Below are 11,769 nucleotides of genomic sequence, written 5' to 3'. Positions count from 1 at the left end.
GTCGCCTCGGGCCTGACGCTCCTGCACGGCCTGCTCGGCGACCCCGCATCGCTCGGTCTGGACGTCCGGCCGATGAATGGGCGCTCAGGACTCGTCGCCTCCCGTGACGGACGCGTCTTCGCCGTCGTTGTCGCGGACGGCGTCGTCGGGGCCGTCGACCACCTCTGGGTCGTGGCGGATCCGGAGAAGCTCCGGCGCTGGGGGGAGCCCCGGTGAGCGGCTGGCGAGGAACGGAAGGTATGACGCGGAGTGGTCGTGGCCGCAGGCACAGCGCTCGACATCGCCGTGCAGCAATCGGCTGGGCGTGAGACCGGTCAGTCGCAGGCATTCCCGGTTCAGGTGGGCCTGGTCGGCGTACCCCGCGTCGACGGCGATCCCGGCGATCCCGTCGCTTCCGCGTCGTCCGCTCGCCGCTACGCCGGCCTGTGCCAGCGCCAGGAATCCTTGGAAGCGGAGGGTCCGCTGAAGCACCTTCGGGCTGAGCCCGACCGTGTGGAGAGAGCGACGTCGCAGCTGACTCTCCGACAGCGCGACGTGTGCCGCGACGGCGCCGACATCGTGGGGTCGCCACGGCATCAGCGCGGAGACGGCCTCCCGGATGGCCCGGTCGATCCGCTCCGCCGCGCGGAACTCCCCGAGAAGGAACGCCTCCAGGACGGCCACGGCGCGCTCGTCCCGGCCGGACAGCGCCATGGCCTCGCCGAGGCGCTCCGCGGATCCGCCCCACACCTCCGACAGACCGACGTTTTCATCGACCAGTTCGTCGAGCATGACCGGCAGCGGCGGCGCGCCGGCAGGCAGGAACCGGGCGCCGACGATGGTGGTGTGCGGCGGGATGACCTCCAGCCGGGGCCCGGTCAGCGGCCCCATCAGCCGGGGCTGGCCGCCGAGCGGCACGTGGATCTCGACACCGCCGGTGGGGAGGTGGCGTTGGACGTACGGGGCGTCGCCGGTGCGGTGGATCCAGATCGTGCGCACCACCCGCGCGAGCGCCGGCGTCGGCGGCCGCTCGACATACGATTCCATGCTCCCCCTCTCCGACCCCTGTCGTCAGCGGGCCCTGGCGAACGCCCGGCGCACGACCCGCCTGTTCAGGAACACCGCGATGATCGCGATGATGGCGCCGACGGCAGCCTGCTCGACCTTCATCCAGATCGGATAGCCGGTGTCCGGCGCCACGATGATCACGACGATGCCGATCGGCGCGAGCAGTGAGATCCACCGCATCCGGGTGTAGGCCGTGCGGTTGCCCCGCGCGGCGGCCCGGGTCACGAAGACGAACACGATGCTCGCTCCGGCGACGACGGCACCACGGAGCCAGACCACCCAGTTCACGTCGGCGGGATCGACCGCGCTCAGGATCGCCGCCACACCGAGGGCGGTCAGGGACACGGCGGCGCACAGCACCCAGAGCCGGGTGACGGCTGCGAGAGCAGACCGCACCTCGAGCGGGTGAGCGGCGGTGGACGTCATGCGGGTTCTCCTTGCCGGGTCGCGCGGTCGAAGAGGTCGACGATCTCGGCGATCGCCGCATCGGTGGCGGAGGGGGAGCCGGGCATCGTCGTGGCGAACGCGTCGATCGTCGCCCGGATCGAGCGCGCGACCACGAGGGTGTCGAACTGGTGGAACTCGCCGGCCTCCTGGCCGTGTGAGAGCAGCACCGACAGCAGCAGCGCCGAGGTGTCCTCCCGGAGGCCGTTGTCGGCGCGCGGCGCGTTGGCGATGACCTCGATCACCGCGCGCGCGGCGAGGCGGTTGTCGGCCAGGTACCGAAGGTTGGTGGTGATGTACGCCGCGAGCTTGCCTCGCCAGGTGCCGGCGGCCTCCATCGCCGGCACCATCACGGCGGCCGCGCCGTCGATCACGTGCGCGACCACCGCCTGCATCAGTGCCGCTTTGTCGGCGAAATGGTACGAGATCATCCGGGTGCTGCTGAGGCCGGCGTCCTCGCAGATGCGGGCGAACGAGGTGGCGGCGAAGCCCCGCTCGGCCAGCACCGTGATCGTCGCGTCGACGATCTCGCGCCGGCGCTCCTCGGTGGACCGATAGGGACGAGTAGCAGGAGTCACCTGTCCATATTTACTTAATCAGGTAATTGCGCGCAAGTGCGGAGCGAAAAGAGAGACCGGTGCGTTCTCCAGCTGTTGGCGCAGTTCCGCGCTCGGGCTGCCCAGGACCTCGCCGGTGAGCGTTCCGGTTGCCGAGATGGCGGTCATCAGGTCGGGGCCGATGTGTGCGAGGTGATCGAAGAACGCGGCGGCGTCGACGTATTCCTCGATCACGATCGCCTCCGTCCGATCGGCGTTGAGGTACACCTCGTACCGCGTCGTCCCCGTGTCCTCCTGCTCGACGATCTGCACGCACTGTCTGGACAGTCGTGTGAACTCGTCGACGGCACCCGCGCGGAACACGAATCGGGCGATTCCCATCACCGTTTCCATCGGCTTCCTCCCTCTCTGGTCGTGCTGGTTCAGCGGCTGTGGGCGTTGCGCCAGGCCACGTAGTCGGCGACCGCGGCCGCGACGTCGAACTCCGGCGTGAAACCCGTCTCTGCCCGGAGACGGGAGATATCGAGGTACGGATGTTCTCCCGGCCCCGTGGAGCGACCCTCCAGCAACCGCACCGGCGTCTCGGGGAACGCGGCGTCCAGGGCTTCGGCGAGTTCGCGGTGGGTATAGCGGTGCCCGCTCGAGACGTTGTAGACGGTGTGATCCAGCACGTCGGCGGCCATCAGGAGCGCAATCGCGCGACCGGTGTCCGGGGCATAGCCGAAGTCGCCGCCGTCGTCGGCATGCAGCGCCGGCGGCTGCTCACCCCGACGCAAGGCCCCGACAGCGGGCGGGATGGGATTGAAAGGCGATTCCGGGTCCATGAGCGGTCCCCACGTGCTCCCGATCCGCAACAGCACGGGATGCACGCCGGTCCCCGCCAGCGCGAACAGCGTGAGCGGCTCCACCGCCTTCTTGAACGCGACGATCGCATGCGGAAGATCGGCCGATGGGAGGTCGAGGTCTTCCGTCCACGGGATTTCGGGGCGACCGGTGTAGACGCCGATGCTGCTCGCGACCGCGAACCGGCCCACCTCCCACCTGCGGGCGGCTTCGAGGGCGTTGAGGAGGCCGGCGGTGTCGCGCCGGAAGAACTCGATGGGGTCCGCTTCCGGGATGCTGCCGGCGAGATGCACGATGTCCCGGATGTCGTGTCGGTCGCCCAGCGCCAGGAACGCGTCCCGGTCGGTGGTGTCCACATTCTCGACGGTGACGCGTCCGTCGAGGAACGACGGCACCTCGGTCGTGCGGTGAGCGGTGACGACGACCTCGTGCCCGCGGTCGACGAGGGCGGCGGCGGTGTGCGCTCCGATCATCCCGAGTCCGCCGGTGACGAGGATCATCGCTTCACCTCGTAGTGCAGGTGCGTGACATCGGGGGCCGCGACGACCTCGAGGATCCCCAGCCGGATGTGCTGCGGCAGCTCGTGGAAGAAGCGCCGTCCGGCGCCGAGCAGGATCGGCACCTGATGCAGGATCAGCTCGTCGACCAGGCCGGCGGCGAGCGCCTCCGTCACGAGCACTCCGCCCATCAGCCCGACATCCTTTCCGGCCGCCGCGCGTTTGGCGACGTCGACGGCATCGTGGATGCCGGTGCTGACGATGGTCTGCCGTGGGTTGGCCGGCGGAAAGTCCGAGTGACTGAGGACGACGAGCGGCGCGGTGGGATGCGGTGCCCCCTCTGCGAAGCGGTTGGAGTCGGTGTAGGTGGTGTGGCCGGCGAGCGTTGCGCCGACGCGGGACGCCAGCTCGTCGAAGATGCGTGCGCTCGGTTCCGTCAGACGGAATCCGTCGAACACCTGGCTGGGCACGTCGCCGCTGCCGTACCAGTCGAACAGGACGCCGCCGTCGCCGAGCCCGCGACCCGGTTCTGGTTCGCGGCCGGTGATGTAGCCGTCGACGGAGACGGCCAGGCCGCAGATCACTTTGCTCATGGGTGAACCTCTTTCGTGTTTTCGGTCGGGCGTTCTGCACCCGCGGGCGGAACCGCCTGCGGGAAGTCGAAGAACCGGCGCGGGTCGTAGCGCTGCTTCACGGCGGACAGCCGGGGACCGTTCGCACCGTGGTACGCGCGAAGCGGACCCTCGAGCGCCGGGTCCGGGAAGTTGGGATAGACGCGACCGGAGGCATGTTCGTGTGCGAGCTCCCACGACGCATCGATCCAGGGGTCGCCCGGTGTTCCGGCGTGCTCGAGCAGGAATCGTTGCCCGCGGTGGGCGAACGCGGTCGCGGTCTCGGCCACGCGGTTGTACGCGCCGGCCAGTGCGGTGAACGTCAGGCGTCGGCTGCGTGAGCCCTCACCCGTCTCGAGGCACGACACGAGCGCGGAGACGGCGCCGTCGTCGATCGGACGGTCGAAGAATTCCGAGCGGATGCGGACGCTTTCCGCGCTCGACGACCTCGCGTCATCCGACAGCGCGTCCTTCAGGGCCGAGTAGGGCATCGGCTCGCTCACCGCCAGCAGCGTGGGCCGGCCCGCGCGGCTCGCGAACTCGTGCAGGAGTTCACGCGTGCGGCTCTCGGACAACGTGGACGCTCCGTCGATGTGGACGCGCGGGCCGGAGCCATTCGGCTGGCTCTCGACCGTCGCATTCAGGGTGAGCTCATCCGGTGTGTCGGGAGCCCACGACTGCCACGCGGTGAGCACCGCACGCGGGTCGATGTCGCGCCAGTGCGCCTCGATCCGGCACACTGCGGGTTCCGGGAGGGTGGAGAAGCGGAGGGAGGTGACGACGCCGAACTGTCCGCCACCGGCACCGCGCAGCGCCCAGAACAGCTCCGGTTCGTTCTGCGCATCGCAGTCGACCACGGAGCCGTCCGCGAGGACGACGCGTGCACCGAGGAGCCGATCGCAGGTCAGCCCGTAGGCACGGCCGAGCAGTCCGATCCCGCCTCCGAGCGTCAGCCCGGCGATTCCGACGCTCGGCCCGCATCCCGCGGGCAGCGTGCGCCCGTGCACGTGCAGGGCGCGGTAGACGGCCCCGAGACGAGCACCGGCGCCGATCAGGGCCGTCCCGTCCGGATGGACGGCGACCTCGTTCAGGGCCGACAGGTCGAGGACGATCCCCTCGGTCGAGGACCGACCCGCGAAGCAGTGACCGCCTCCCCTCGGCACCAGGCGGAGTCCGGTCGAGCGCGCGTAGGCGATCGCTCGAACGACGTCCTCCTCCGACCGGCACAGCACGATCAGAGCAGGGAGCGTGTCCCGGAACGCACGGTTCTCCGGACGGCGTGCCCGCTCGTAGCCGGGAGAGTCCGCGGTGAGGACGTCCCCGTCGAGGAGCTCGCGCAATCGCTCGATTCCGGTCATGGTTCGACCGTAGGGATGGCGCCCGGGTCAAGTCTTGAACGAATCGAGCATCGTGCTGCGCCCGGGCGGCGGCCCGGCTGCGGCGAACGTCAGTCGGGCAGCCGCACCAGGTGCCGGTCGAGCGCGACGGCGATCGCCTCATCGCGGTTCGACACATCCAGCTTCCGGTAGATGCTGCGGATCTGGCTCTTGACCGTGTTCACCGAGACGCCGAGCTCCTCCGCGACCTGGGGCACGCGCGGGGTGCGCAGGTAGACCTCCAGCACGGCCAGCTCGCGCTTGCTCAGCGCTTCTCCCTCCGGCAGCGGCAACAGCAGGGAATGGGCCGGCACGCCGGCGAGCACGTCGCCGAAGCCGGCGCCGTCGAGGGCGCCGCGCACGGCCGGGAAGTCGTCCACGGGAATCAGCGCGACGGCGAGCCGCTGTCCCGTTGCGCGGAGGAGTTCGCCCAGCTGATCCACGGCGGTCTCGCGGCGAGGACCGCTGGAGAACCGCAGCAGCGCGGCGGCCTCCAGAGCCAGCGCCTCGGCGCGCGTACGCGAGTCCATCGGGGATCCGGCGGCCCGGCGCACCTGCTGGAGCGCAGCACCCGTGTTGCCGAGGGCCAGCTCGACGCGGGCGAGGCCGACGTGGCGGTGGACGCTGCCCGGCTCCAGCTGCCGAAGCACCGCCGACGCGGTGGTGAGGTCGCCGAGCGCGATGTGCAGCAGCGCCCGACACGGTGCGAGCTCGCGGCGAGCCGCCATCCCGCGACCTTCCGCACCGCGGAGCGCAGCGAACGCGTCGATCCCCGCGAGGCCGGCGGAGGGCCGGCCCGCGACGAGGTCGACGAGCGCCTCGGTCGACGCGATGGCGCGCCAGTGCTCGATCGTCCGGCGATCGTGGGTCATCGCCGCCAGCTGGTCGCGCGCCGTCGCTGCGTCGAACTGCTCCAGCGCCACGATCGCCTGGGCGACGCGGTAGAAGGTTCCCGGATACCAGGAGCGCTGCTGGGCGGTCCACTGCTCGTCCTGGGCCAGTTCGATGGAGGCCATCGCCTCGTGGATGTCGCCCCTCAGCGCGTGGATGCCTGCCGTCATCGCGATGTTGGCGAAGCCGGAGGAGTATCCGGTGGGAGGCGATTCGGCCATGCCCTTCTCGAACGTCTCCAGGGCCGAATCGACCTGGCCCGCGTAGTACTGCGTCGTGCCCACGTGCGCGTAGATGCGCGACAACGCCTGCACGGCGGCGCGCTGATCCAGGGTGAGGCCGTCCAGGGCTGCGACGGCCTTCCGCGCCGGCGCGATCCCGAGGCGCGGGCGCCCGATCAGCCGGTAGGCGGCGCTCTCGCTGGCGAGAATGAGCGCGCGGTCGACAGGTCCCACCCGGTCTACGCCCTGGCGCGCGGCCCGGGCCGCTCCGACGAAGTAGCGCAACCCCTTCATCCGCCGGTTCGGCTGCAGGTTGTAGGCGATTCCGAGCAGCATCATGAGCAGCGGCCGCGTGTGAAGCGCTGCCGGCGGGATGCGCTCGGCGACCTGCGCGAAGCCCAGCCGGATCCCGATGACGACATCGAACCAGTGGTCCCGGACGACGGCCGTCGCCGCGTCATAGTCGGCCGCGTCGACAGCATCCTGGAACAGCCGGAGCACGTCCCGATCGATCGTCAGCCGGATGTCGTCATCACTGTCGGGCTCGGGGTCGGCGCCCGCGGAGAAGGAGTGCGCGGACTCATCGGAGAACGAGCTCATTGCGTGTACTCCAGGTTCGGGTAGTAAGGAGTGGCGTCCACTTCATCGTAATGACGTGTCGGGAACATTCACCGGCGGCCCACTCGGATGGCGGCTCCCCGCGGAGCGGGTCTTCCACGGCCTCCATCGGTCGGAAAGGAGGCCGCCGGCCCACTCGGCGCGTATCCTGATGCCGTGGTTCGGAGAACGCCTCGTGATGACGCCGAAGCGCACGTCGTTCACCTGCTCCCTTCTCTCGGTGCGCCGGCCGCTCCACCCCAGCAGCTCGGTTTCCCTCACCGCATGGGCGCCGCCGGTCGAACAGTGCTGGCTGTCGTCAATACAGGCGCGTCGATTGCGGCCGGCGCCATGATCGCCGGGATCTGGACGGCCGATACCCCCGGGCTGTGGTTCGACGTGCTGTTCACCGTGGTCATCGCCGGTCTCGCTGCATCGCTGTGGGGGGTATTCCGGGGGTCGGTCATCGAGGCGAACCAGGAGCGGGCCCTGAACACGCGGTGGCTGCACGTCCGGTCCCACGCACGAGCAGAGACCGGACGAGTCGTGAACCGTGCCGTCAACCTCTCCGAGGACGGAGCGGTGTCGACGTTCGACATCCAGGTCGTCATGGCCGACCGGTCGACCCTTCGCGCCCGATGGCGTCCGCGAACGATGTCGGCACGCTCGCTTCCCCTGGCAGCCGTGCCCGACGTCGGGGCCGTGGCGCGCGTCTGGCGGATGCCGGACGAGACGCAGGACTCGCCCGTCGTCATCGAAGTAGCCGACCCCTCCGCCGGAGACCCGCCAGCCTGAGTCGGGACATCGGTTCGAGTCAGGTCGGCTGCCCCGAGCAGGAGACCGCGATCCCGGCCAGCGTCATCGTCCAGGTGTAGTCCACCGGTTTCGACAGCCGGCCGGTCGGTTGATCGACAACCGCCAGGTGGATGACGACGGTGGCGCCGAGAAGGCTGCCGAGCGCGTTCAGAAGGCTGACCGGGACCGTCGTCGTGTACACGCCGCCCGACGATGTCGTCGTCGCCCCGGTGATGACTTGCGTTGCGCCGCCCTTCTGCGCCGTGATGCGGACCGACGTGGATGCGTAACCCGCCGGAGGCGCCCAGGTGAAGATCAGAGCCGTGGTGGTGATCACCGAGTTCCAGCTGCAATAGGGCGTCAGTGCGAAGCGGCTTGCAGCTGCCACGTCGCACTCCCCGTCTGCGACTGCGTCAGCGAGACACCCGCGGTGACCACGAAGCACAAGTCGACCGCAGCCCCACTCGACGTGGTCGGTGCGCCGGGCGCGAGCTCGAAGGTGACGGTGCCGGGCACGGAGGGTCACCGTCGAGCGAGAGCCCTCGCCGGCCAAGGCCCTTGACGCGATCTTCGCCAACCCCGAACGTGGATGGCGTCTCGACTGAGGAGGACGACATGGCGAGGATTCTGGTGACCGGCGCAGGGAGCGGGCTCGGCCTCGGTGCCGCACGCGAGCTGGCGGAGCACGGCCACACCGTGGTCGGCCACGTCCGCAGCCTGGACCGGGCCGGCGAGCTCCGGGATGCGCTGGGCGACGACGGGGTGATCCTGGCGGCGGAGCTCTCCGATGAGGAGCAGGTGCGGGCGCTCGCCGGTGAGGTGGCGGACGCCGGCGGCGTGGATGCGATCATCCACAATGCCGGGGTGATCGACGGCCCGGGCATCCTCCCGGTCAACGTGGTCGCCCCCTACCTCCTGACCGCGCTGGTCCCGGCCGAACGCCACGTCTACCTCAGCAGCGGGATGCACCGCGGCGGCCACGCGACGCTCGACGGACTCGACTGGTCGGGGCGGACGCGCACCGCGTCGTACTCGGACAGCAAACTGATCGTGACGGCGCTCGCGGCGGCGCTCCCCCGCCTCCGTCCCGGCGTGTCCAGCAACGCGGTGGATCCGGGCTGGGTGCCCACGCGGATGGGCGGCCGCAACGCGCCCGACGACCTCGAGCTCGGTCACCGCACGCAGGTCTGGCTCGCCGAGGGCGAAGACCCGGAGACGCGCACCTCGGCGTACTGGCACCACCAGCGGCAGCAGCGACCGCATCCCGCCGCCACCGATCGGGCGTTCCAGGATGCGGTCGTCGCCGGCCTGCGGGAGCACACCGGCACCAGCCTGTGAGGGCTGGGCAGCAGAGACGACGAAGCGCCGCGGCACTCGGCCGCGGCGCTTCCGGGGGGTCTTACTTGAAGACGTCCTTGATGTCCTCGCCGACGTTCTTCGTCTTGGCGGCGGCCTGGTCGGCCTTGCCCTCCGCGACCTTCTTGTCGTCGTCGGTGAGCTTTCCGATGGCCTCCTCGGCCTTGCCCTTGAGCTCCTGAGCGGTGTTCTTGATCTTGTCGGCAGCACTCATGGCTGTCTCCTTTCTCTGTTGTTTCTCGTGGGGTGTTTCGGGTGCGTCACGAGGGCCGGGCGGCGCTCGTGGACGTGTCGACCCGCGTCGCCGCCTGCAGCCGGGAACGGAAGCCGCCCACCAGCTGCGCGAAAACGGGAAGAGTAGTGCCGAGGGCGGAGTCGAGAAGTGCGACCGCTTCGTCGACCGCATCCGCCACCTCGCGCGGAGAGGCGCCGCGTCGACAGCGGACCGTCACCTTCAAGGCCGGTGTCCGGCGTACGCGGTACGCGCTGACGGCGACGCCGGCGACGCCGGGGACCGGCTTCAGCTGCTCGGTGAGGAGCGCGGCCGGGACGGCCGCATCGAGCTCGACGGAGCCGTCCGGCGTCGAGAGCGTGAGAACGGTGGAGGTCGCTCCGCGCCCGGCGCGGACGACCTGCACGATGAGCAGGATCACGAACAGCGCGGCGACGGCCAGCGCGATCAGCGCCGCGAGGCTGAGCGTGGTCCCGGGCCACAGGTGCACCCCGAACACGCCGTCGGCGGCCGTCGTGGCGGAGCGCCCGATGCCTCGCCAGAGCCGCCCGGCGTCCGGCACGGCGATCAGGGCGACCGCGAGACCCGCGACGGCCAGCAGGGCGATGCCGGTCGCGGCGAGCAGCAGCCGGTTGATGACGCGGTTGGTGTCGTTCACGATCCGACCTTTCCTGTGGGAGAGACGAGGATGCTGAAGCGCATGGACCCCGTGCTGTGTGCGCGGTCGAACTCCTCCGCGACCGCGATCCGCACCTCGTCGCGGTTCACGCGCATCCCGCTGACGGGCGCGATGCGCACCACACCGGTTCGCCGGCCCAGGCTGACGGTCACCGCATCCGGGGACACCGCCGCCGCCCGGGAGGCGCGACGGGCGAGGGCGGAGGCGAGCATCTCGTCGTCCGCCACGACGACCGCCCGCTCGCCGCGGAGCACACGTCGCGGCCGGCGGCCGGGGAGAACGGCGAGCGCGACCAGCACTACGCCGACGACTCCGGCGATGGCGGCGACCGCGACGAGCAGGGGGGTGCCGGCCGAAGGCGCCGCGGCGAGCGCAGTCAGCAGAGCGCGCGGAGAGAACAGGAGCGGGCGCATCCCGAGCAGATGGAGGATGCCTTCCACCGCCAGCCACGCCACCGCGACGACGAGGACGATCGCGACGCAGGCCGCGGCGACCGTGCGGGGCGAGTGGGTCTCGCGCCGCACGATTCGGGACTCGACCCGGCTCATCGCACTCTCCTCTCGCTGATCACGGCACCCGTCGCCCGGAGGTCGACGCGCGCGACCTCGAGGCCGGTGAGGGATCCGAGGCGCGCGCGGACCTGCGCCCCTGCTTCGGTCAAACGCTCCGCGAGGGGCTGGACGCCTCCCGCGCCCGCCGATCGCAGAGACCGGAGAGACGACACCGCGATCGGAGTGGCCAGCCGTACGGCGAGCGCGCCGGACTCGTCCCGTACCGTGGCGGAGACGTCGGTCACGCCGACACCGAGTTCGTCGGCGGCCACGGCTCGCGCCAGATGCTCGAGCGCGATGCGCTCGAAGCGATCGCGTCCGGCGGTCATGACGACGAGCGCCGGCCGTGCAGCGCGTCGGCGAGGCGGCCCAGGTCGACCTCTCCGCCCAGGATGCGCGCGACGAGGTAGCCGACCAGCGCGGCAGCGGCCACGCCGACGAAGACCCAGAAGCCGAACGCCGCCCAGACGACCGCCAGGCCGCCCCCGATCAGGGCGCCGAAGCGGGGGGCGGTCACTGGACCCGGGCTTCCTGCTCGTTGTCGTCGTCGTCGCTGGGCACGTACACGTCGTTGATGGTCACATTGACTTCGGTGACCTCCAGGCCGACGATGCGCTCGATCGCCTGGACGATGGCGGCACGGACGTCGGCGGCGACCTTCTGGAGCGCCACCGGGTATTCGGCGACGATCGTCACGTCCGCCGCGACCTGCTTCTCGCCGACCTCGACGCTGATGCCCTGACCGAGGTCGGTCGCGTTCATCGCGTCGCGCAGCGCGCCGAGTGCCCGAGCGGCCCCGCCGCCCAGGGCGTGCACCCCGGGGACCTCGCGGGCCGCGATGCCGGCGACCTTCGCGACGACCGCGTCGCTGATGACCGTCTTGCCGACGGTGGGCTCCCCCGGAACCGCGGTGGTGGATGTGGTGGTTGCCATGTCGTGTCCTTCCGATCCGTTTCGCGCGGCCCGTTCGATCAGGTCGCACTTCTGTGACGGAGCGGCGGGGCCGTTCGTCACGGCGAGAACCTGAGAATTCGCTCAATCGTCTCGCCTGGCTAGTTACTACCCGTTCTAA

General features: G+C 70.7%; 18 protein-coding genes. 2 read left to right on the top strand and 16 right to left on the bottom strand.

What is annotated here, in order from left to right; genetic code table 11:
• Positions 1–84: 84 nt before the first annotated feature.
• The 8 genes from H284_RS0112380 to H284_RS0112345 all read right to left on the bottom strand — a co-directional run bounded on the left by H284_RS0112380 (position 85) and on the right by H284_RS0112345 (position 7,087).
• Positions 85–1,026 carry a helix-turn-helix domain-containing protein gene (locus tag H284_RS0112380; protein WP_020076489.1) on the bottom strand — a complete coding sequence of 314 codons (942 nt, stop codon included), beginning with the start codon at positions 1,024–1,026 and terminating at the stop codon, positions 85–87.
• 24 nt (positions 1,027–1,050) lie between these two features.
• Positions 1,051–1,473: a hypothetical protein gene (locus tag H284_RS0112375; RefSeq protein WP_020076488.1), complete on the bottom strand. Its 423-nt coding sequence runs from the start codon at positions 1,471–1,473 to the stop codon at positions 1,051–1,053.
• The gene (locus H284_RS0112370) at positions 1,470–2,069 is read right to left on the bottom strand and encodes a TetR/AcrR family transcriptional regulator (protein WP_020076487.1); all 600 of its coding nucleotides are present in this window, start codon (positions 2,067–2,069) and stop codon (positions 1,470–1,472) included. The genes H284_RS0112375 and H284_RS0112370 overlap by 4 nt, the downstream gene beginning before the upstream one ends.
• An 18-nt stretch (positions 2,070–2,087) precedes the next feature.
• Positions 2,088–2,429, bottom strand: coding sequence for an antibiotic biosynthesis monooxygenase (locus tag H284_RS0112365; RefSeq protein WP_020076486.1), 342 nt, complete (start codon positions 2,427–2,429; stop codon positions 2,088–2,090).
• Positions 2,430–2,470: 41 nt separating this feature from the next.
• Entirely contained in the window at positions 2,471–3,391 is a 921-nt protein-coding gene (locus tag H284_RS0112360) for an NAD-dependent epimerase/dehydratase family protein (protein WP_020076485.1), read from the bottom strand.
• Positions 3,388–3,981: a dihydrofolate reductase family protein gene (locus H284_RS0112355; RefSeq protein ID WP_020076484.1), complete on the bottom strand. Its 594-nt coding sequence runs from the start codon at positions 3,979–3,981 to the stop codon at positions 3,388–3,390. The genes H284_RS0112360 and H284_RS0112355 overlap by 4 nt, the downstream gene beginning before the upstream one ends.
• A complete protein-coding gene (locus H284_RS0112350) occupies positions 3,978–5,357 on the bottom strand; it encodes an FAD-binding oxidoreductase (protein ID WP_020076483.1) in 1,380 nt (459 codons plus the stop codon). The genes H284_RS0112355 and H284_RS0112350 overlap by 4 nt, the downstream gene beginning before the upstream one ends.
• A gap of 89 nt (positions 5,358–5,446) precedes the next feature.
• A complete protein-coding gene (locus H284_RS0112345) occupies positions 5,447–7,087 on the bottom strand; it encodes a helix-turn-helix transcriptional regulator (protein ID WP_020076482.1) in 1,641 nt (546 codons plus the stop codon).
• 282 nt (positions 7,088–7,369) lie between these two features.
• On the opposite strand from H284_RS0112345, the gene H284_RS0112340 reads away from it, so the two are divergent.
• Positions 7,370–7,879 (top strand): hypothetical protein, encoded by a 510-nt coding sequence (locus H284_RS0112340; protein WP_231371206.1) that lies wholly within the window; start codon positions 7,370–7,372, stop codon positions 7,877–7,879.
• 19 nt (positions 7,880–7,898) lie between these two features.
• On the opposite strand, the gene H284_RS0112335 is transcribed toward H284_RS0112340, so the two are convergent.
• Both H284_RS0112335 and H284_RS21055 read right to left on the bottom strand, forming a co-directional pair.
• On the bottom strand, positions 7,899–8,267 hold the full coding sequence (locus H284_RS0112335; protein WP_231371204.1) for a hypothetical protein: 369 nt from the start codon (positions 8,265–8,267) through the stop codon (positions 7,899–7,901).
• Positions 8,240–8,395 carry a hypothetical protein gene (locus tag H284_RS21055; RefSeq protein ID WP_020076480.1) on the bottom strand — a complete coding sequence of 52 codons (156 nt, stop codon included), beginning with the start codon at positions 8,393–8,395 and terminating at the stop codon, positions 8,240–8,242. Before H284_RS21055 ends, H284_RS0112335 begins: the two co-directional genes overlap by 28 nt.
• Positions 8,396–8,494: 99 nt before the next feature.
• On the opposite strand from H284_RS21055, the gene H284_RS0112325 reads away from it, so the two are divergent.
• Entirely contained in the window at positions 8,495–9,217 is a 723-nt protein-coding gene (locus H284_RS0112325) for an SDR family NAD(P)-dependent oxidoreductase (RefSeq protein ID WP_020076479.1), read from the top strand.
• A gap of 61 nt (positions 9,218–9,278) precedes the next feature.
• On the opposite strand, the gene H284_RS0112320 is transcribed toward H284_RS0112325, so the two are convergent.
• From H284_RS0112320 to H284_RS0112295, 6 genes are read right to left on the bottom strand one after another with little or no spacing between them, the layout of a single operon-like run.
• The gene (locus tag H284_RS0112320; RefSeq protein ID WP_018192502.1) at positions 9,279–9,449 is read right to left on the bottom strand and encodes a CsbD family protein; all 171 of its coding nucleotides are present in this window, start codon (positions 9,447–9,449) and stop codon (positions 9,279–9,281) included.
• A 46-nt stretch (positions 9,450–9,495) separates the two neighbouring features.
• Positions 9,496–10,125 carry a hypothetical protein gene (locus H284_RS0112315; RefSeq protein WP_020076478.1) on the bottom strand — a complete coding sequence of 210 codons (630 nt, stop codon included), beginning with the start codon at positions 10,123–10,125 and terminating at the stop codon, positions 9,496–9,498.
• On the bottom strand, positions 10,122–10,694 hold the full coding sequence (locus tag H284_RS0112310) for a hypothetical protein (protein WP_020076477.1): 573 nt from the start codon (positions 10,692–10,694) through the stop codon (positions 10,122–10,124). The genes H284_RS0112315 and H284_RS0112310 overlap by 4 nt, the downstream gene beginning before the upstream one ends.
• A complete protein-coding gene (locus H284_RS0112305; protein WP_018192505.1) occupies positions 10,691–11,026 on the bottom strand; it encodes a hypothetical protein in 336 nt (111 codons plus the stop codon). The genes H284_RS0112310 and H284_RS0112305 overlap by 4 nt, the downstream gene beginning before the upstream one ends.
• Positions 11,023–11,214: a hypothetical protein gene (locus H284_RS0112300; protein WP_020076476.1), complete on the bottom strand. Its 192-nt coding sequence runs from the start codon at positions 11,212–11,214 to the stop codon at positions 11,023–11,025. Before H284_RS0112300 ends, H284_RS0112305 begins: the two co-directional genes overlap by 4 nt.
• Positions 11,211–11,630: an Asp23/Gls24 family envelope stress response protein gene (locus H284_RS0112295; RefSeq protein ID WP_018192507.1), complete on the bottom strand. Its 420-nt coding sequence runs from the start codon at positions 11,628–11,630 to the stop codon at positions 11,211–11,213. The genes H284_RS0112300 and H284_RS0112295 overlap by 4 nt, the downstream gene beginning before the upstream one ends.
• Between the last annotated feature and the right edge of the window lie 139 nt (positions 11,631–11,769).

The organism is Cryocola sp. 340MFSha3.1 (assembly GCF_000383315.1).
Classification (GTDB): Bacteria; Actinomycetota; Actinomycetes; order Actinomycetales; family Microbacteriaceae; genus Leifsonia.
Note: the sequence above shows the minus strand (reverse complement) of the source record. Positions and strands in the feature narration are given on the sequence as shown.